Source organism: Pseudomonas sp. HP_12 (assembly GCF_055283955.1).
The window spans coordinates 97,821-118,288 of the sequence record NZ_JBTOQG010000008.1; the positions used below are offsets into that span (position 1 = coordinate 97,821).

At 60.9% G+C, this 20,468-nt stretch carries 16 protein-coding genes and 1 pseudogene; 10 read left to right on the plus strand and 7 right to left on the minus strand.

What is annotated here, in order from left to right; translation table 11 throughout:
• Positions 1-375: 375 nt before the first annotated feature.
• The 3 genes and pseudogenes from ACYASU_RS08110 to ACYASU_RS08120 all read right to left on the minus strand — a co-directional run bounded on the left by ACYASU_RS08110 (position 376) and on the right by ACYASU_RS08120 (position 3,403).
• Entirely contained in the window at positions 376-2,034 is a 1,659-nt protein-coding gene (locus ACYASU_RS08110) for a cation acetate symporter (protein ID WP_463582481.1), read from the minus strand.
• Positions 2,031-2,342, minus strand: coding sequence for a DUF485 domain-containing protein (locus ACYASU_RS08115; protein ID WP_108122019.1), 312 nt, complete (start codon positions 2,340-2,342; stop codon positions 2,031-2,033). The genes ACYASU_RS08110 and ACYASU_RS08115 overlap by 4 nt, the downstream gene beginning before the upstream one ends.
• Positions 2,343-2,561: 219 nt before the next feature.
• Positions 2,562-3,403, minus strand: a pseudogene (locus ACYASU_RS08120) (glycine betaine ABC transporter substrate-binding protein).
• A gap of 361 nt (positions 3,404-3,764) precedes the next feature.
• On the opposite strand from ACYASU_RS08120, the gene ACYASU_RS08125 reads away from it, so the two are divergent.
• Positions 3,765-5,363 carry a glycoside hydrolase family 17 protein gene (locus ACYASU_RS08125; RefSeq protein ID WP_463582482.1) on the plus strand — a complete coding sequence of 533 codons (1,599 nt, stop codon included), beginning with the start codon at positions 3,765-3,767 and terminating at the stop codon, positions 5,361-5,363.
• Positions 5,364-5,965: 602 nt separating this feature from the next.
• Here ACYASU_RS08125 and ACYASU_RS08130 read toward each other — a convergent pair.
• Positions 5,966-6,331 carry a hypothetical protein gene (locus ACYASU_RS08130; RefSeq protein ID WP_463582483.1) on the minus strand — a complete coding sequence of 122 codons (366 nt, stop codon included), beginning with the start codon at positions 6,329-6,331 and terminating at the stop codon, positions 5,966-5,968.
• 221 nt (positions 6,332-6,552) lie between these two features.
• On the opposite strand from ACYASU_RS08130, the gene ACYASU_RS08135 reads away from it, so the two are divergent.
• From ACYASU_RS08135 to ACYASU_RS08145, 3 genes are all read left to right on the plus strand, one after another.
• Positions 6,553-7,851, plus strand: a complete 1,299-nt coding sequence (locus ACYASU_RS08135; RefSeq protein ID WP_065986875.1) for a serine/threonine protein kinase — start codon at positions 6,553-6,555, stop codon at positions 7,849-7,851.
• The gene (locus ACYASU_RS08140) at positions 7,844-8,647 is read left to right on the plus strand and encodes an MlaA family lipoprotein (protein WP_192170954.1); all 804 of its coding nucleotides are present in this window, start codon (positions 7,844-7,846) and stop codon (positions 8,645-8,647) included. The genes ACYASU_RS08135 and ACYASU_RS08140 overlap by 8 nt, the downstream gene beginning before the upstream one ends.
• A gap of 240 nt (positions 8,648-8,887) precedes the next feature.
• Positions 8,888-9,748, plus strand: a complete 861-nt coding sequence (locus tag ACYASU_RS08145) for a pirin family protein (RefSeq protein WP_463582484.1) — start codon at positions 8,888-8,890, stop codon at positions 9,746-9,748.
• Between the two features lie 30 nt (positions 9,749-9,778).
• Here the strand turns inward: ACYASU_RS08145 and ACYASU_RS08150 are convergent, their stop codons facing one another.
• Both ACYASU_RS08150 and ACYASU_RS08155 read right to left on the minus strand, forming a co-directional pair.
• Positions 9,779-11,011: a patatin-like phospholipase family protein gene (locus ACYASU_RS08150; RefSeq protein ID WP_282373114.1), complete on the minus strand. Its 1,233-nt coding sequence runs from the start codon at positions 11,009-11,011 to the stop codon at positions 9,779-9,781.
• Positions 11,012-11,030: 19 nt separating this feature from the next.
• Positions 11,031-11,963: a lipid A biosynthesis lauroyl acyltransferase gene (locus ACYASU_RS08155; protein ID WP_463582485.1), complete on the minus strand. Its 933-nt coding sequence runs from the start codon at positions 11,961-11,963 to the stop codon at positions 11,031-11,033.
• Positions 11,964-12,105: 142 nt separating this feature from the next.
• On the opposite strand from ACYASU_RS08155, the gene minC reads away from it, so the two are divergent.
• The 6 genes from minC (at position 12,106) to ACYASU_RS08185 (ending at position 19,392) form a co-directional block, all read left to right on the plus strand.
• Positions 12,106-12,852 carry a septum site-determining protein MinC gene (minC, locus tag ACYASU_RS08160; protein ID WP_074890214.1) on the plus strand — a complete coding sequence of 249 codons (747 nt, stop codon included), beginning with the start codon at positions 12,106-12,108 and terminating at the stop codon, positions 12,850-12,852.
• Between the two features lie 200 nt (positions 12,853-13,052).
• Positions 13,053-13,865 (plus strand): septum site-determining protein MinD, encoded by an 813-nt coding sequence (gene minD, locus ACYASU_RS08165; protein ID WP_037013830.1) that lies wholly within the window; start codon positions 13,053-13,055, stop codon positions 13,863-13,865.
• Positions 13,865-14,119: a cell division topological specificity factor MinE gene (minE, locus tag ACYASU_RS08170; protein WP_037013831.1), complete on the plus strand. Its 255-nt coding sequence runs from the start codon at positions 13,865-13,867 to the stop codon at positions 14,117-14,119. The genes minD and minE overlap by 1 nt, the downstream gene beginning before the upstream one ends.
• Before the next feature lie 152 nt (positions 14,120-14,271).
• A complete protein-coding gene (locus ACYASU_RS08175; protein WP_122623099.1) occupies positions 14,272-14,907 on the plus strand; it encodes a pseudouridine synthase in 636 nt (211 codons plus the stop codon).
• Positions 14,908-15,716: 809 nt separating this feature from the next.
• Positions 15,717-17,006 carry a M18 family aminopeptidase gene (locus ACYASU_RS08180; RefSeq protein WP_074890571.1) on the plus strand — a complete coding sequence of 430 codons (1,290 nt, stop codon included), beginning with the start codon at positions 15,717-15,719 and terminating at the stop codon, positions 17,004-17,006.
• A 196-nt stretch (positions 17,007-17,202) separates the two neighbouring features.
• Complete coding sequence (locus tag ACYASU_RS08185) at positions 17,203-19,392, plus strand: mechanosensitive ion channel domain-containing protein (protein ID WP_423572713.1); 2,190 nt, start codon at positions 17,203-17,205, stop codon at positions 19,390-19,392.
• Positions 19,393-19,398: 6 nt separating this feature from the next.
• Here ACYASU_RS08185 and ACYASU_RS08190 read toward each other — a convergent pair whose 3' ends face one another.
• Positions 19,399-20,118: a UTRA domain-containing protein gene (locus ACYASU_RS08190; RefSeq protein ID WP_463582486.1), complete on the minus strand. Its 720-nt coding sequence runs from the start codon at positions 20,116-20,118 to the stop codon at positions 19,399-19,401.
• Positions 20,119-20,468 lie beyond the last annotated feature (350 nt).

Here is a 20,468-nt window from a genome sequence, read left to right on the forward strand (position 1 = left end):
CAGCCGGGAAGCCGTTGCCGTTACCGTTGCCGTTGATCTTCATACGCAGAGAGTTCAGACGACACCAATCGCGACTTGGGTGCAGGCTGAGCGGAGGTCTCGCGGAGTGGGCCGAGCCGCATGGATGCGGCGAGAGCGCCGTTGCGGACATGGATGTCCGTTCGGCGCGGGCCCACGGAGCGAGACCGGAGTGAAGGAACCCTGACGAAGGAAGGGCCCAACCAGGAGCACAAGCCCTTGGTTACTTGGGGCTTTATCAAGTAACTCGCCGAAGGCGAAACAGTCGAGCCGTTAGGCCGACGCTCTTGATCTTAAGCGCTCATAAAACAAAAACGCCCCGAAGACCGGGGCGTTTTCGCAAAGCACTACATCAAATCAATGCGACACCGCACCACTGGCCCCCAGGCCCGTCTGCGAACGCACAAACTGCGGGAAGAACAGCGCACGCTCACCCTCCGCCGCCTTCGACTTATCCGTAATCGAGAAGAACCAGATCCCGACAAACGCAATCGCAATCGAAAACAACGCCGGATACTCGTACGGGAAAATCGCCTTCTCATGATGCAGAATCTGCACCCAAATCGTTGGGCCCAGAATCATCAACACCACCGCACTGATCAACCCCATCCAGCCGCCGATCATCGCGCCACGCGTCGTCAGATTTTTCCAGTACATCGAAAGCAACAACACCGGGAAGTTACAGCTCGCCGCAATCGAGAACGCCAGGCCCACCATGAACGCGATGTTCTGACTCTCGAACGCGATACCCAACAGAATCGCCACGACCGCCAACGCCACCGTGGTGTACTTCGATACACGGATCTCGTCTTTCTCGTTGGCCTTGCCCGCCTTGATCACACTGGCATACAAGTCGTGGGACACCGCCGATGCACCGGCCAATGTCAGACCCGCCACCACCGCCAGGATGGTCGCGAACGCCACCGCCGAGATAAAGCCCAGGAACAGACTGCCACCGACCGCATCGGCCAGGTGAACCGCTGCCATGTTATTACCGCCGAGCAACGCGCCCGCCGCGTCCTTGAACGCCGGATTGGTGCTGACCAAGAGGATCGCGCCAAAGCCGATAATGAAGGTCAGGATGTAGAAGTAGCCGATGAAACCGGTCGCGTAGAGCACCGACTTACGGGCTTCCTTCGCATCACTCACAGTGAAAAAGCGCATCAGAATGTGTGGCAGGCCCGCGGTGCCGAACATCAGCGCCAGACCCAGCGAAAACGCCGAGATCGGATCTTTAACCAGACCGCCCGGGCTCATGATCGCCTCACCTTTCGGGTGAACCTTCACGGCTTCGGAGAACAGCACATTGAAGTCGAAGTTGACGTACTTCATCACCATCAGTGCCATGAACGACGCACCGGAGAGCAGCATCACCGCCTTGATGATCTGTACCCACGTGGTCGCCAGCATGCCGCCGAACAGTACGTACAGGCACATCAGGATACCGACGAGCACCACCGCCACCGCGTAGTCCAGACCGAACAGCAGCTGGATCAGCTTGCCAGCGCCGACCATCTGCGCGATCAGGTAGAACGCCACAACCACCAGCGAACCGCAGGCAGACAAGGTACGGATTTCCTTCTGCTTCAGGCGGTAGGACGCCACGTCAGCGAAGGTGTACTTGCCCAGGTTACGCAGGCGTTCGGCGATCAGGAACAGGATGATCGGCCAGCCGACGAGGAAGCCGATGGAGTAGATCAGACCGTCGTAGCCGGAGGTGTAGACCAGCGCGGAAATCCCCAGGAATGACGCCGCCGACATGTAGTCACCGGCAATGGCCAGACCGTTCTGGAAACCGGTGATCTTGCCGCCTGCCGAGTAATAGTCCGACGCTGTCTTGTTCTTTTTCGACGCCCAGTAAGTGATGTAGAGGGTGAACCCGACGAAGACCACAAACATGATGATCGCCGACACGTTCAACGGTTGCTTCTGCACCGCACCGGTCAGCGCTTCGGCTGCCCAGAGTGTCGGCGCGAAAGCGGCAAGGCCAAAGGCCGCAAGCAGGCGCCGGATCATTGCTGCGCCTCCTTCAGGATGGCGTTGTTCAGGTCATCGAATTCACCGTTTGCGCGGCGAACATAGATGGCGGTCAGAACGAACGCGGACACAATCAGCCCGACGCCGATCGGCATACCCCAGGTGATGGTTGATGTGGCGCTGAGTTTAGCGCCAAGAATCTGAGGCCCATACGCAATCAGAAGGATGAATGCGGCATAGAGCCCAAGCATGATTGCCGAGAGAATCCAGGCGAATCGTTCCCTTTTCGAGACCAGCTCCTTGAAGCGCGGGCTGTTCTGAATCGAGAGGTAAATGCTGTCGTTCATTGTTTTTGTCCTCGCAGCACAGATGGATGTCACGGTTTGCACTTTAGTCCGCTCCGCGATGCACTCCAGACGACCTTAGTATTAGAACGACATTAGTTGATGTTCGAAGAATTGCCTCATTCGCCCGAGGCAGATCGCAACTTAAGGTTGCGGCAATAAAAAACCGCCTGGCGATGGCTCGCCAGGCGGTTCGGTAAGACGTTAAATCTTTGTGACCGATTACTTACCGGTCCACTCCTTGACGCGATCCGGGTGCTTGGCGACCCAGTCCTTGGCCGCCGCTTCGGGCTTGGCGCCGTCCTGGATGGCGAGCATGACTTCGCCGATTTCATCCTTGCTGGTCCACTGGAATTTCTTCAGGAAATCCGCCACGTCCGGGGCCTTCTTCGCCAGATCCAGGCTGCCGATGTTGTCGACGGTTTCAGCCGCACCGTAAACACCCTTTGGGTCTTCCAGGAACTTCAGTTTCCACTTCGCGAACATCCAGTGCGGCACCCAGCCGGTCACCGCGATAGATTCCTTCTTGTTTTCGGCACGGGTCAGCTCGGCAATCATGCCGGCGCCGGAACTGGCCTGCAGCTTGTAACCGTCGAGGCCATAATCCTTGATCGCTTGATCAGTCTTGATCATCACGCCTGAACCGGCGTCGATGCCGACGATTTTCTTCTTGAAGGATTCGTCGGTCTTGAGGTCCGCCACCGAGTTGGCTTTCACGTACTCAGGCACGATCAGGCCGATTTTCGCGTCCTTGAAGTTAGGCCCGTAGTCGGTGACCTTGTCCTTGTTCTTGGTCCAGTACTCGCCGTGGCAGACAGCATCATGTCCAGTTTGCCGGTCGCGACGCCCTGCCACATGATCCCGGCCGCAACGGCCTGCAGCTTCACCGGATAACCCAGTTTCTGCTTGATCACCTCGGCAGCCACGTTGGTGGTTGCAACACTGTCGGACCAGCCATCGACGTAACCGATGCTCAGCTCGGGCTTGGCATCGGCATGGGCCAGCGTGGAACTGATGGCCAGTGCCAGCGCGGCACCGACACCCAGGATTTTTCGCATCGTCATTTTCACTTCCCCGGTAGTCCAGAACCCGACAGCGGTCGGGTATCGTTAACGTTCTTATAACGTCGCACTCGCGCCCTGGTTCGGGGCAAGCCACGCGTTTCACGCTTCCACCACGTGCCTGCGCAGACGCAATCGCTGCGTGGACGATTGATCATCAACCCCCACACACCTTGTGCCTTTCCTGCCAGCGACACCCAGCCACCCGGTAAACGACATCACCGCGCCATCAACGACAGACAGGTCGTAAAGAGGCTAGCGGCTCGTCCGGAAATTGCATGGTTTACAAAAGCGCTGACAGGATGAGGTGTGTAGCCGCGTCATCTTGCTAATATGCCGCCCTTCGCCTCACTTCGGCCCCATCATGTCCGCACCGTCCCGCTCGCCTGTCGTCCTCCTTTATCTGTTCTCCTGTGTGATTGCCCTGCTTGGCCTGTGCGGCTACTGGTACTGGCTGGGCAAGCCGGTGATTCTGCCGGACGCCGCCACGCCGACCCACAAACTGCAATGCGCGTCCTACACGCCGTTCGACAAGGACCAGTCCCCGTTCGACCAGCCCTTCACCCTGCGCCCCGCGCGGATGGACGCTGACCTGGCGCTCCTCGCGACGCGCTTCGATTGCGTACGCACCTATTCAATGACCGGCATGGAGGCGCTGCCCGACATCGCCCGCAAGTACGGCCTCAAGCTGATGCTCGGCGCCTGGGTCAACGGCAATCCGGTCGACACGGCCAAGGAAATCAAGGCGCTGGTGACGGCGGCAAACACCCACCCGGATGTGGTGACCGCGGTGATCGTCGGTAACGAGAGCCTGTTGCGCAAGGAAGTCACCGGCGCTCAACTGGCCACGCTGATTCGTCAGGTGAAAGCGCAGGTCAAGCAGCCGGTCACCTATGCAGATGTCTGGGAATACTGGCTGCAATACCCGGAAGTCGCGCCTGCCGTAGATTTCCTGACGATCCATCTGCTGCCGTACTGGGAGGATGATCCCACCGGCATCGACGAGGCCCTGGCCCACGTCGCGCAGATCCGTGAAACGTTCGGCAAGCAATTCGCACCCAAGGACATTCTCATCGGCGAAACCGGCTGGCCCAGCGAAGGCCGCCAGCGTGAAACCGCGCTGCCCAGCCGGGTCAACGAGGCCAAATTCATTCGCAGTTTCGTCGCGATGGCCGAGCAACACGGCTGGCACTACAACCTGATCGAGGCGTTCGACCAGCCGTGGAAGCGCCAGTCCGAAGGCGCAGTGGGCGGTTACTGGGGGCTGTTCGATGCAGATCGCCAGGACAAAGGCGTGCTGGCCGGACCGGTGTCGAACCTGCCGTTGTGGCCATTCTGGTTGACGGTCAGTGGCGCGATTGCCTTGCTGGCCCTGGCGTGGGCGGGTCGGGTCAGTCATGCACGCAGCGCGCTGATGCTTCCGTTGCTGGCGGCGTTCGCCGGGTGCTGCATCGGCACCTGGGGTGAACTGGCCCGGGTGACCAGCCGCTTTGCCGGCGAATACTTGTGGGCAGTGGCGCTGGTGGCGCTGAATCTGCTGGTGCTCGCCCATGCGGCGCTGGCGTTGTCGGCCCGCGCAGGGTGGCGCGAGCGTGCGTTTGCCTGGCTGGACGCTCATGGCGGATGGTGGTTGTACGCCAGCGGGTTCGCGGCGGCGGTGATGATGCTGGCGATGGTGTTTGATCCGCGCTACCGCAGTTTCGCGACCGCGACGCTGTGGGTGCCCGCCCTGGTCTACCTGATCCGCCCGGTGGCGGCACCACGTCGGGAGATCGGCCTGCTGATGTTCATCGTCGGCGCGGGCATCGTGCCGCAACTGTTTCGCGAGGGCTTGAGCAATCCCCAGGCGTGGGCGTGGGCGGTGGTGAGTGTGTTGATGGCGCTGGCACTGTGGCGCAGCGTGCAGATCAGCGCTCGGGTGAACGCAACGAGCAATGCGCAGGCGATGGCCGACGCTGTGTAACCGAGTGTGCAGGGCGACGGATACATTGTGTTACCGCCGAAGGACTGAAAAGCCCGCAGGCGGGTAACACGGAAACAGAATTCCGTTACACGGCAGGGATGCCAAACGATCGGATTTCGCAAACCATTGATTCACAAGGGTTTACAAAAGTTGGCACGCACCCTGCTATATCTCCTGCATAACAAGAACAAAATGTGAAAACCCAATAAAAATAAGATGAATCGGCTCTGACATAACAAGAACAACGGCACAGAGACGCAGCCAACAGATTTTTTTGGAGTAGAAACGCTTTACCGAGGCTTAGGCCTCGCAGCCCGACCGAGAATAATAAAACTACCCTCAGGTAGCGGCCAGAACGGGTTGGATCACCTCTCGCAGAAGAGGATCAAAGCAGGTCAGCGCTCAAAAAAATACGTTTGCTCTTGTATCCCGTATGGGGATCACCGAAAGACGCTGTAGAGGGACCGGTTGCCAATAACAACAACAGACCGCCCTACAACAATAAGAAAGAGCACGTGCAACGATTTAAAGGGGAGCCTCGGCTCCCCTTTATGCTGTCCGGCGTTTGGCGTTTGGCGTTTGAAGCCGGGCCCGTTGTGAAGTCAGGCCCGTTGATGACGCACCAGGCGCAATCCGGCAATCACCACCGCGAACACCGCCAGACTGGCCGTGTACAGCACCAGCGCCAATATCCCCAGCAGCAAGCCGACCACTGCAAGCGCTCGACCAACCTGACGCGGAATAAAGAACGCGATCAGCGATGTGATCAGCGCGCCCCATCCGAACACGCCGAAGTGAATCCACAGCCCCAGGTTCGAGCGCAACTGGCACTGCCATTTCGTCGCCTCGTCCGCGCAGATTCCTACCCATTGCACGTCTTCCATCAGGCCGTAACGCAAGCCGTAACTGACGGCGAGCCACAGCGCCAGAACGAAAAACAGCACCACCAACGGCAGACGACGGGACACGACACACTCCAGAAAAGAACCAACGGCGCGCAGCATAGCCGCAGCCGCCCGGGCAAAACCATACGGCCGATAAAAAGCACGAGCAGACAGGCCAGAAGTGCCATAACCTGTATCGTCGCGGAGGGTCATGCGAGAGTCACTTGCCGTCACGGCACTTTGGCACTACACCCGTGTCATAGCCTGCGTATTTCAACAGCACATCATTCCCAAGGGATTCAGTCATGCTTCGTTTTCTGCGCCTCGCCGCCTTATCAGGCGGCCTGTTTTTGAGTGCGTCCGTGATGGCGGTCGATATCGATCCGTCCAGCTATGGCTTCCCCTTGACCAATCCGTTCGAAGCGACCATCGCCACGACCCCACCGGATTTGCGTGCCAAGGTGCCTGAAGACGCCGACATCGATCAGGACGATTACAGCCTCACCATGCGTCCGGAGCGCGAGTTCACACTGCCGGATAACTTCTGGGCCGTGAAAAAACTGCGTTACCGCCTCGCCAAACAAGACCACCCTGCGCCGTTGATCTTCCTGATCGCCGGCACCGGCGCGCCTTATAACAGCACCCTCAATGAATACCTGAAGAAGCTCTACTACGGCGCCGGCTACAACGTCGTGCAGCTTTCGTCGCCGACCAGCTACGACTTCATGAGCGCCGCCTCACGTTTCGCCACCCCGGGCGTGACCAAGGAAGACGCCGAAGACTTGTACCGCGTCATGCAGGCCGTTCGCGCCCAGCAGTCCAAGCTGCAGGTCACCGAGTATTACCTGACCGGTTACAGCCTAGGCGCACTGGATGCGGCGTTCGTCAGCAAACTCGACGAAACCCGCCGCAGCTTCAACTTCAAGAAAGTGCTGCTGATTAACCCACCGGTGAACCTCTACACGTCGATCACCAACCTCGACAAGATGGTGCAGACCGACGTCAAAGGCATCACCAACAGCACCACCTTCTATGAGCTGGTGCTGCAGAAGCTGACCCGTTACTTCCGTGAAAAAGGCTACATCGACCTGAACGATGCGCTGCTGTATGACTTCCAGCAGTCCAAGCAGCACCTGTCCAATGAACAGATGGCCATGCTGATCGGCACCTCGTTCCGGTTCTCTGCAGCCGACATCGCCTTCACCTCCGACCTGATCAACCGTCGCGGCCTGATTACCCCGCCGAAGACCCCGATCAGTGAAGGCACCAGCCTGACGCCGTTCCTCAAGCGCGCGCTGCAATGCGATTTCGACTGCTACGTGACCGAGCAGGTTATCCCGATGTGGCGTGCACGTACCGACGGCGGCAGCCTGCTGCAACTGGTTGATCAGGTCAGCCTGTACGCGCTGAAGGATTATCTGGCGAGCAGCAAGAAGATCGCCGTGATGCACAACGCCGATGACGTGATCCTCGGCCCGGGAGACCTCGGTTTCCTGCGCAAGACTTTTGGCGATCGCCTGACCGTTTACCCTTACGGCGGTCACTGCGGCAACATGAACTATCGCGTCAACAGCGACGCCATGCTGGAGTTTTTCCGTGGCTAAACGTCTATTGCTTATCGCCGCCCTCCTCTGCGCTGGCGCCGTCCACGCGGCCGACGCGCCGATCGTTTCCCAGGCAGCACCTGTCCAGCGGATCGACAATCCGGACGGGTTCACCGAGCCGTTGAAGTCGCTGAAATTCAACCCGGGTCTGGATGCTCAGGAGTTCGAGCGTTCGTCCCTCAACGCGCTGAATGTCTACGATCCTCTGGAATCCTGGAACCGCCGGGTCTACCACTTCAACTATCGCTTCGATGAGTGGGTGTTCCTGCCGGTGGTCAACGGCTACAAATACGTGACGCCGAGCTTCGTGCGCACGGGCGTCAGCAACTTCTTCAGCAACCTGGGCGATGTGCCGAACCTGCTGAACAGCCTGCTGCAGTTCAAGGGCAAGCGTTCGATGGAAACCACCGGCCGCCTGATCGTCAACACCACCCTGGGCATTGCCGGGCTGTGGGACCCGGCGACCCTGATGGGCCTGAAGAAACAGAGCGAAGACTTCGGTCAGACCCTGGGTTTCTATGGCGTACCGGCCGGCCCGTACCTGGTGCTGCCGATCCTCGGCCCGTCGAACCTGCGTGACACCGGCGGTCTGGTCTTCGACTTCACCGCTGAGTCGCAGATCAACTTCCTCAACGTCGCTCAGGTCAGCGAAGACCATCCTGAGCTGTACCTGCTGCGCGCCATCGACCGTCGCTACACGACCAGCTTCCGCTACGGTCAGATGGACTCGCCGTTCGAGTACGAGAAAGTGCGTTACGTGTACACCGAAGCCCGCAAGCTGCAGGTGTCCGAGTAACGTGATCTGAATACTGCTGGCACTGCTGGCAGGGATCTTGTGGGAGTGAGCTTGCTCACGAAGACGTTATTACGGCCGCTGGAGATCTGGCGGCTATAAACCTATTCGCGAGCAAGCTCGCTCCCACACTTCGCCCAGACCCATCGCCAAACCCGATCATTCCCCCGCAAAAACCTCACCCATCCATCGCCTCAACAGGCCTACCATAGGCGCCATTCCCCTTCTGCCGGAGTGAGCCCCATGCCTCAATTTCGTAAAGTGCTGTCGATCCAGGCCGGCCAACCAACGTCGGACGGTGCTGGCGTCAAGCTGACCCGTGTGTTCGGCGGGCCAGGCATCGAAGCCTTCGACCCGTTCCTGATGCTCGACGAGTTCGGCTCCGAGAACCCCGACGAGTACATCGCCGGCTTTCCGCCCCACCCCCATCGCGGATTCGAGACCGTGACCTACATGCTCGAAGGCCGCATGCGCCATGAAGACCACATGGGCAACGTCGGCCTGTTGCAAGGCGGCGGTGTGCAATGGATGACCGCTGCGCGCGGGGTCATCCACAGCGAGATGCCCGAGCAGGAAGAAGGCGCCATGCGCGGCTTCCAGCTGTGGCTTAACCTGCCAGCCAAATCGAAGATGGGCGACGCCGGTTACGACGACATTCAACCCGAGCGCATTCCGCGCATCACCACGCAAAACGGCGTCGACGTTGTGGTGATCGCAGGTCAGTTCGACGACGGCCAGACGTCCCAGCCAGGCGCCGTGCAGCGTCCGGACACCGAGCCACAGTATTTCGATTTCCACCTGCCCGCCGGCAGCCACATCAGCCCGCGCGTCGCGGAGGGCCATCGCGTGCTGCTGTACGTGTACGAAGGTGAAGTCGAAATCGAAATCGCAGGACAACCACACAAACTGGGTACGAGCCGTCTCGCGCGATTGTCGGAAAGCGGTGAGATTCAGCTGAGCACCCAGACGGGTGCCCGCGTGCTGCTGATCGCTGGCAAGCCCCTGGGCGAACCGATCGTGCAATACGGCCCGTTCGTGATGAACAGCCGGGAAGAAATCGAACAGGCGCTGCGGGATTTCCGGGATGACAAGCTCACGGCTTGACCGCCCTGGACCCGGCATTCAGCAGAGCAACTACTCCGAACGCAGGAACCGCATCAACTCATCCTTCTGGGCCATCGCGTCGCGGCGGCCCAGCTCGATGAGTTCACTGCAATAACCCGATTCGAACAACAGATAGCTCAGCACCCCAGCCCCGCTGGTCTTGGTCGCACCCGGGCCGCGCAGAAACGTGCGCAGCGCCGGGGGCAATTCGCGGCGATGACGGGCGGCGATTTCATCGATGGGCTGGCTGGGCGAAATCACCAGCACTTCGACCGGCGCCAAGGACTGAATGGGCGTCGAGTCTGACGACTGCGGCCTGGGCACGTCGGGCCCGGGCAGCATGCGGCTGACCAGATTCAGCCGTTCCAGCAATTCAATGTCACTCTCCAGGCTGTCAATGAACGTACTGTTGAGCATGTGCCCGCCGATCTGCGCGAGGCTCGGTTGCACGCCACGGACCGCTCGCGGCACGGGCGGGTTCGCGCCGGGGCCACGGGGGTTGCCGCTGACGCCCACCACCAGCACGCGGTTGGCCCCCAGGTGCAGCGCCGGACTGATCGGCGCCGACTGCCGCACCGCGCCGTCACCAAAATATTCCTGCCCCAGTTTCACCGGCGCGAACAGCAACGGAATTGCGGAGCTGGCCAGCAGATGGTCAATGGTCAAGCGCGTCGGCAGGCCGATCCGGCGATGCCGCAGCCAGGATTCGATCGTGCCCTTGCCCTGATAAAACGTAACCGCCTGCCCCGACTCGTAACCGAATGCGGTGATCGCCACTGCGCGCAGATGCTTTGCTTCGATGGCTTCGTCAATGCCGTCGAGGTTGAGACGTGCGGTCAGCAGATCCTTCAGCGGTGAGCTGTTGAGCAGCGCCACCGGCACCTGTTGGCGACCGATGCCCAGCAGGCTGCGACCGAAGAACCGCGCCGCCTGCCGAACGACGCCGGGCCAGTCACTGCGCAACACTTGATGGCTGCGAAAGCCCTGCCAAAACTCAGTGAGTTCGTGAATTGCCGTACGAAATTGCGCAGCGCCGCTGGCCAGCTTTACCGCGTTGATCGCCCCGGCGGAAGTGCCGACGATCACCGGAAAAGGATTCTTGGCGCCGACCGGCAGCAGGTCGGCGATGCCCGCCAGCACGCCCACTTGATACGCCGCACGAGCGCCGCCGCCGGACAGGATCAGCCCGGTCACTGGCTCGACGCCGGGAGCCAAGGCTGAGGCGTTGCGCACCGCGTGTTGTTCTGTGGCGCTTGTCGTCATGGGGTCTCAGCTCTTGGTTTCAGCCACGCTTCTTGTACAGCTTCGGCTCGCCCGGCGGCCGACTCTTGAAACGCCGGTGCGCCCACAGATACTGCTCGGGGCATGCGGTGACGGCGCGCTCGACCCATTGATTGATGCGAATGCAGTCGGCCTCGTCGCTCTCCCCCGGAAAATCGCTCAGAGGCGGATGGATCACCAGCTTGTAGCCACTGCCATCGGCCAGACGCTCCTGAGTGAACGGCACGACCAGCGCGTGGCCGAGCTTGGCGAATTTGCTGGTGGCCGGCACGGTGGCGGCCTGAATGCCGAACAGCGGCACGAAGATGCTCTGCTTGGCGCCGTAGTCCTGATCCGGCGCATACCAGATCGCCCGGCCCTTGCGCAGTTGCTTGATCATGCCGCGCACGTCTTCGCGCTCGACGGCGATGGAATCCATGTTGTGGCGCTCGCGGCCGCGTCGCTGAATGTAATCAAAGAGCGCGTTCTTGTGCTCGCGGTACATGCCGTCAATGGTGTGCTGCTGACCCAGCAGGGCCGCGCCGATTTCCAGGGTGGTGAAGTGCAGCGCCATGAGGATCACGCCGTGGCCGTCCAGCTGCGCCTGCTTTAAATGATGAAGGCCTTGGATGTGCGCCAACCGCGCGAGACGGGGCTTGCTCCACCACCAGCTCATGGCCATTTCAAAAAACGCGATGCCGGTGGAGGCGAAGTTTTCTTTCAGCAGGCGTTTGCGCTCGGCCTTTGAATACTGGGGGAAACACAGCTCGAGGTTGCGCGCGGCAATCACCCGCCGATCGGTTGCCTGGTAATACATGACCCAGCCCAACGCCCGGCCAATCACCAGTAACACGCGAAACGGCAACTGCACGATCAGCCAGAGCAAGCCCAGCCCCAGCCACAGCAGCCAGAAGCGGGGATGAAGAAAATGAGCTCGAAAACGCGGGCGATCCATTACAGCTTCCGTCAGGACAAAGGCGGGCATTCTACATCGGTTCACGCGGATCGTGCCGCCGTCGGTTGCGCCTCCCTTGCGGCTGGCGGGCGTTATCGTTATAAGTCTCGGCACTTTTAGCGACAAGCCGCTGTATGCCGACATGAGCCAAATCGAATTGCAAGACAAGGACCCCGTGTTCCAGCTGAAGGGCAGCATGCTGGCCATCACTGTGCTGGAACTGGCCCGCAACAACCTCGAAGCGCTGGATCGTCAACTGGCGGCAAAAGTCGCCCAGGCGCCGAACTTCTTCAGCAATACACCGCTGGTGCTGGCCCTCGACAAACTGCCGCCGGATGAAGGCGCGATCGACCTGCCGGCGATGATGCGCATCTGCCGCCAGCACGGTCTGCGCACACTGGCCATTCGGGCCAACCGCATCGAAGACATCGCCGCCGCCATTTCCATCGACCTGCCGGTGCTGCCGCCTTCGGGCGCGCGCGAGCGACCGCTTGATCCGACGGAAGGCGAAGTCAAAAAGAAGCCGGAAATCATCGAAAAGCCGCCCGAGCCGCTGATCAAACCGACCAAGATCATCACCGCCCCCGTGCGCGGCGGTCAGCAGATCTATGCCCAGGGCTCGGATCTGGTGGTGATTTCCTCGGTCAGCCCCGGCGCCGAACTGCTCGCCGACGGCAATATTCACGTGTACGGCCCGATGCGCGGCCGCGCGCTGGCGGGGATCAAGGGCGATACCAAGGCACGGATTTTCTGCCAGCAAATGGTCGCCGAACTGATCTCGATCGCCGGCCAGTACAAGGTGTCCGAAGACCTGCGCCGGGATCCGCTATGGGGTGCCGGTGTGCAGATCAGTCTGTCCGGCGACGTGTTGAACATCACCCGTCTTTAACGGATACTGCGCCATTTTTAAGCCACTCTGATTCGTCGCGAAAACGACGCGAAGGCACCGGGACGTTCGGGATATTTTTTTGTTCGCCCGAACAGGAATTCCTTCACGGGTTCCGATCACCGCCCTCGCCCGCTTTAGTTGCGCCGTCATGAGGGGCTCTTCAGGGACTCAACGTCCTTTTCCTCTAGGGGTGATACACCTTGGCCAAGATTCTCGTGGTTACATCCGGCAAGGGTGGTGTGGGCAAGACCACCACCAGCGCCGCCATCGGTACCGGTCTCGCACTGCGCGGCCACAAAACAGTTATCGTCGACTTCGACGTCGGCCTGCGTAACCTCGACCTGATCATGGGTTGCGAGCGTCGCGTCGTTTATGACTTCGTCAACGTAGTCAACGGCGAAGCCAACCTGCAGCAGGCGCTGATCAAGGACAAGAAGATCGAAGGTCTTTACGTCCTCGCTGCTAGCCAGACCCGTGACAAGGATGCGCTGACCAAAGAGGGCGTGGAAAAAGTCCTGATGGAACTCAAGGAAACCTTCGAGTACGTCGTCTGCGACTCCCCTGCCGGTATCGAAACGGGCGCTCACCTGGCGATGTATTTCGCCGACGAAGCCATCGTCGTGACCAACCCTGAAGTGTCTTCGGTCCGTGACTCGGACCGCATGCTGGGCCTGCTGGCCAGCAAGTCCCGCCGCGCCGAGCGTGGCGAAGACCCGATCAAGGAGCACTTGCTCCTGACCCGTTACAACCCTGAGCGCGTGAGCAAGGGCGAGATGCTGGGCGTCGAAGACGTCAAGGAAATCCTCGCGGTGACTCTGCTGGGCGTGATTCCGGAATCCCAGGCCGTACTCAAGGCGTCCAACCAGGGCGTGCCGGTCATCCTTGATGATCAGAGCGACGCTGGCCAGGCGTACAGCGATGCCGTTGACCGTCTGTTGGGCAAGGACCGTGAGCACCGCTTCCTGGACGTACAGAAAAAAGGATTTTTCGAACGCCTGTTCGGGGGTAACTGATGAGCATTTTTGACTTCTTTCGTGCCAACAAAAAGCCCAGCACCGCGTCGGTAGCGAAAGAGCGTCTACAGATCATCGTGGCGCATGAACGCGGCCAACGCAGCACCCCGGATTACCTGCCCGCCTTGCAGAAGGAGTTGGTCGAGGTGATCCGCAAGTACGTCAATATCGGCAACGATGACGTGCATGTCGCCCTTGAAAACGACGGCAGCTGCTCGATTCTGGAACTGAACATCACCCTGCCTGATCGTTGATCGAAACGGCAGTCGCCACGGCGGCCCGGTTGCCTGAATCCCTTTAAGGAGTCAGGCAAGCGCGCCGCCGTTGGCGTTATTGAAGACCTGTTTTCTGCGCCGCGATGGCTGCTGCGATCGCGTTGCGCCCGTTTGAGCTATGAGGCTGTTCAATGCCGCTGTCCAACGTTCATATCCTCCATCAGGACGACGCCGTCCTGGTGGTGAACAAGCCCACCCTGCTGCTTTCGGTCCCTGGTCGCGCTGACGATAACAAGGACTGTCTGATTACCCGCCTGCAGGAAAACGGCTACCCCGAGGCGCGAATTGTCCATCGGCTGGACTGGGAAACCTCCGGGATCATTTTGCTGGCCCGTGACGCGGACACCCACCGTGAGTTGTCCCGGCAGTTTCATGACCGCGAGACGGAGAAGGCTTACACGGCGTTGGCGTGGGGTCAGCCTGACCTGGACAGCGGCAGTATCGATCTGCCGTTGCGTTACGACCCGCCAACCAAGCCGCGTCATGTGGTGGATCATGAGTTGGGCAAGCATGCGTTGACGTTCTGGAAGGTGCTGGAGCGGTATGACACCCACTGTCGGGTCGAGCTGACGCCAATTACGGGGCGGTCGCATCAGTTGCGGGTGCATATGTTGTCGATCGGGCATCCGTTGCTGGGCGATGGTTTGTATGCCCATCCGGAGGCGCTGGCGGCCTATCCGCGGTTGTGTCTGCATGCGAGCATGTTGGCGTTTACCCATCCGGGGACGGGCGAGCGGGTTCGGTTTGAGTGCCCGGCGCCGTTTTGATCGTTGTTGTGGCTCTGCCTAACGGCAGAGCGTTTCGCCTTCGGCGAGTTACTTGGAAAAGCACCCCAAGTAACCAAGGGTGCCTGCTCTCGGTTGGGTCCCTCCTCCGTCGGGATTCCCTCACTCCGACGATGCTCCGTGGGCCCGCGCCGAACGGACATCCATGTCCTGACGGCGCTCTCGCCGCATCCATGCGGCTCGACCCACTCCGCATCGCCTGCGCTCGGCCTGCACCAAAGTCGCGTTTTGCGGTGTCTGGACTTTTTGTGTAGGAAGATCAAAAGCACAGCAACAGCATTCGCGAGCAAGCTCGCTCACAGGGAGGGAGTTCGGTCTGTCGAGCTGTCAGCGCCCAGACGGGCCTCTTCCCGGCTAAAGCCGGTCCCACAAGAAGCACACTGCGTACCCCGTAGGACCGGCTTCAGCCGGGAAGCTTTTGATCTTGATCTTGATCTTCAAACACAAGAGTCCCAGACGACATCAATCGCGACTTGGGTGCAGGCTGAACGCAGGTCTCGCGCAGTGGGCCGAGCCGCATGGATGCGGCGAGAGCGCCGTCAGGACATGGATGTCCGTTCGGCGCGGGCCCACGGAGCGGGACCGGAGTGAAGGAACCCGACGAAGTCGGGCCCAACCAGGAGCAAGCACCCTTGGTTACTTGGGGTGCTTTTCCAAGTAACTCGCCGAAGGCGAAACAGTCTGTCCCCAGACAGACGCTCTTGATCTTAAGGATCTTGATCTTGATCTTGATCTCGATCAAAACACCTTTTGGCCTGTAAACTCCCGCCCATTGCTGCCTGGAGTAACCTATGCGCGAAGAGTTGAATCAGGGCCTTATCGATTTCCTGAAGGCCTCCCCCACCCCCTTTCATGCCACCGCCAGCCTGGTCCAACGCCTCGAAGGCGCCGGCTACCAGCGGCTCGACGAACGCGAGCCCTGGTACACCGAAGCCGGCGGCCGCTACTACGTCACCCGTAACGACTCCTCCATCGTCGCCTTCAAACTCGGTCGACTGTCGCCCCTCACCGGCGGCATCCGCCTCGTGGGCGCCCACACCGACAGCCCGTGCCTGCGCGTCAAACCGCAACCCGAACTGCAACGCCAGGGCTTCTGGCAACTGGGCGTCGAAGTCTACGGCGGCGCCTTGCTCGCGCCATGGTTTGACCGCGACCTCTCCCTCGCCGGCCGCGTCACCTTCCGCCGCGACGGCAAAGTCGAAAGCCAGCTCATCGACTTCAAACTGCCCATTGCGATCATCCCCAACCTCGCGATCCACCTCAATCGCACCGCCAACGAAGGCTGGGCAATCAACCCGCAGACCGAACTGCCGCCGATCCTGGCCCAGGTCGCCGGTGATGAACGCCCCGACTTCCGCGCCCTGCTGACTGACCAGTTGGCCCGCGAACACGGCCTGAACGCCGACGTCGTCCTCGATTACGAACTCAGCTTCTACGACACCCAAAGCGCCGCCGTCATCGGCCTGAACGGTGACTTCATCGCCGGCGCTCGACTCGACAACCTGCTGTCCTGCTTCGCCGGGCTACAAGCGTTGCTTAATGCCGACGGCGACGAAACCTGCCTGCTGATCTGCACCGACCACGAAGAAGTCGGCTCGACGTCTGCGTGCGGCGCCGACGGCCCGATGCTGGAACAAGTGCTGCAACGCCTGTTGCCCGAAGGCGACGATTACGTGCGCACCATCCAGAAATCCCTGCTGATCTCCGCTGACAATTCCCACGGCATACACCCCAACTACGCTGAAAAGCACGACGCCAACCACGGCCCGAAACTCAATGCCGGCCCGGTGATCAAGGTCAACAGCAACCAGCGCTACGCCACCAACAGCGAAACCGCCGGCTTCTTCCGCCACTTGTGCATGGCCGAAGAAGTGCCGGTGCAGAGCTTCGTCGTGCGCAGCGACATGGCCTGCGGCTCGACCATCGGCCCGATCACAGCGGGTCATCTGGGCGTGCGCACCGTCGACATCGGCCTGCCGACCTTCGCCATGCACTCGATCCGTGAATTGGCGGGCAGCCAGGACCTGGCGCATCTGGTGAAAGTGCTATCAGCGTTTTATGCGAGCGCCGAGTTGCCTTGATCTCGCCAATTGAGCGCAGGCCGATCCATGTCCTTCACAGGTCATGGAAACGGCCTGCACCTCGCGCTATCCCGGACTTCACAATTCCCCCTCGCCACACCCCCCATCCCCTCGTAAACTCATCCGCCTCTGCTTGTCCCGGCACGGTTCCCCACCACGCCCCCCAAGCGCCTGTCTATTCGAGGTTTGTTTCCAGGTGATCGCTCCCACCCGCCTTTCCGTTCTGCCCCGCCTGTTCCTGCTTTGCCTGCTGGCGCTGTTCCCGTTTGCGTTGAGCCATGCCGCCGGCCTGCCGAGTCTGCTCAGTGGCGGCGACAAGACGCAGCCTCAGGCCCAGGAGCCGTTGGGGCAGTCCCTGGACGAGGTGATCACGTCGCTGGAAAACGATCAGCAGCGCAGCAAGTTGCTCGATGACCTGAAGAAGTTGCGGGACGCCACCAAGAAGGCGCAGCCGACCGTGGAGCAGGGCGTGCTGGGCCTGATCGGCAGTTCGTTCGCCGAGCTGGAAAAACAGTTCACCGGCGCGGACAGCCCGCTCAGCCGCTGGGGGGACGAAGCGGCGCTGGCGGAGGACGAGCTGATGGCGCTGATGCTGCCGGCCAGCCAGTGGTGGCCGATCATCTGGGGCTTTGCCGTGGTGCTGGCGATCTGGGGTTTGCTGGCGGCGGCGTTGATCTGGCTGGGCCACAAGGTGCGCCTGCGCTTCGGCCTTTCCGCCGAGCTTCCGCAGCACCCCCGCCTGTCGGACATGCTGCGCTTCGCCCTACGCAAGCTGGGCCCGTGGCTGGTGGCGCTGGTGATCACGATCTACCTGAGTTACTCGCTGCCGCCCTCGCTGGGTAGGGATCTGGCAATGGTGCTCGCCTACGCGCTGGTGGTCGGCACGCTGTTCTCGGCGGTGTGCGTCATCGCGTTTTCCCTGCTGGACGGGCCGCACCGCCACCAGGCGCTGTACATCCTGCGCCATCAGGCGTTTCGGCCGTTGTGGTGGATCGGCAGTTTTGCCGCGTTCGGCGAGGCGTTGAGCGACCCGCGTTTGGTCGCCAGCCTTGGGGTGCACCTGGCGCACACCGCCGCGACCCTGGCCAATGTCATGGCTGCGCTGTCCACCGGCCTGTTCATCATCCGCTTCCGTCGCCCGATCGCGCATCTGATCCGCAACCAGGCGCTGTCGCGTCGTCTCAAACGTCGCGCCCTGAGCGACAGCATCGAGGTCCTCGGCACGTTCTGGTACTTGCCGGCGCTGGTGCTGGTGGGCGTTTCCCTGTTCGCCACCTTCTTTTCGGCGGGCGACACCAGCACCGCCTTGCGTCAGGCCCTGATCTGCACCGTGCTGCTGGTGTTGTGCATGGTCATCAACGGCCTGGTGAAACGCCATTCGCTCAAGCCTGGCCATGCCCACAAGCGTCACGCGCTGTATTCGGACCGCCTGAAGAACTTCTTTTACACGGTCGCGCACCTGCTCATCTGGCTGGTGTTCATCGAACTGGGCCTACGAGTCTGGGGCCTCTCGCTGATCCGCTTCGCCGAGGGCGACGGCCGCGACATCAGTCTCCGGCTGATCGGGCTGGCGGCGACCCTCATGTTTGCCTGGCTAATCTGGATTCTCGCGGACACGGCGATTCACCACGCCCTGACCCGCTCGCGCAAAGGCCTGGCCAATACCCGCGCGCAGACCATGATGCCGCTGATCCGCAACGTGCTGTTCGTGACGATTTTCATCATTGCGCTGATCGTCGCGTTGGCGAACATGGGCATGAACGTGACGCCGCTGTTGGCCGGTGCCGGTGTGATCGGCCTGGCCATCGGTTTCGGCGCGCAGTCGCTGGTGGCGGATCTGATCACCGGGCTGTTCATCATCATCGAAGATTCCCTGGCCATCGACGATTACGTGGACGTCGGCGGTCACCTGGGCACGGTGGAAGGCCTGACCATCCGCACCGTGCGCCTGCGTGACATCGACGGCATCGTCCACACCATCCCGTTCAGCGAGATCAAGAGCATCCAGAACTACTCGCGGGAGTTCGGTTACGCGATCTTCCGCATCGCGATTCCGGCGAACATGAACATCGACGACGCGCTGAAGATGGTCCGGGATGTCGGCCAGAAAATGCGTACCGATCCGCTGCAACGGCGCAACATCTGGTCGCCGCTGGAGATTCAGGGGGTGGAGAGTTTCGACTCGGGCAACGCCATCCTCCGCGCCCGCTTCAAGACCGCGCCGATCAAGCAATGGGAAGTGTCCCGGGCGTTCAACCTGTCGCTCAAGCGCTATCTGGATGAAGCCGGCATGGACCTGGCGACGCCGCGCCTGAACGTGCAGGTCAGCACCAGTGGCGGGCGTGTGAATAAGGTGCGCGAGAAAAAGGACGATGCGTCGGTGTAAGCCGGGCTAGATATCCGCGACCACCGCGCTCACGTGAATCGCGTCGTGGCGCCAATACTCCAGATCGCAATCGATCAGCCGGCCACGCTGATCGTGGTTGACCCGGGCGATCCGCAGGCCCGGGCTGCCGATGGACACTTTCAACGCCGCTGCCGCTTCCACGGGCAACGCCGTGGGCACCATCTCGAAACGCACCTGGCCGTAGCGAATGTCGTAGTCGCTGGCGTAAAGCTCGGTCAGCGACTGGTTCAGGTCCTTATCGAGAATATGCGGGAAGTAATCGGGGTTGAGGTAGTGCTCGACGTAAAGCACCAGCCGTTCATCGATGCGGCGGGCGCGGCAGATCTGGATCACGCTGGACAGCGCCGGCAGTTGCAGCAGCCCGCAAATCACCGCCGATGCAGGTTGCAGCCGCGCAGAAATCACTTGGGTGGCAGGCACTCGGCCCTGGGCGTGAACCATCGCGTGAAAGTGGCTGCGGCGCATCAAGTCATAGGCCAGTCGCGGCGGTGAAATGAACCAGCCTCGGCGCTCCTCGCGGTAGATCAAACCTTGGGCTTCGAGCTGCACCAGCGCTTCACGCAAGGTAATGCGCGTCGTGTCGAAGACCTCACTCAATTTGCGTTCAGCGGGCAACTTGCTGCCCGGCGGCAACAGGCCGTGTTCGATCTGCTCTTGCAGCGCGTTGCAGATGGTCGTCACCGCTCGGGGCATTTCTTCGCGCATTACGTTACCTATCTGGACTAGACCAGCGCTATTTAAGGGCAGTGTCGCTCGCCGAATGGCCCGTTTCGGTGCTCCAGAGCCTAGGCAGCCTAGATGACCGTTGCGTGACATTCCAGCCAGGAGCGGCAGCAAGACTAGCGTTCAGGAAATCATCCGGGCCTTTTAGATCAAGCGGTTGAGCATGGTCTACGCTCATTTCACAGCGATCGCCCGGGCTGTTGCTGGCCATAGCAAGAGTCGGTCCAGACACGAAAGCGTCATGTAACTGGCCTAACTTGGCTCAGGTATTGCTGACCTAGACCAACCATCCGCAACGAACACTTCTATGAGTCCGTCGAGAAGTGCACAAA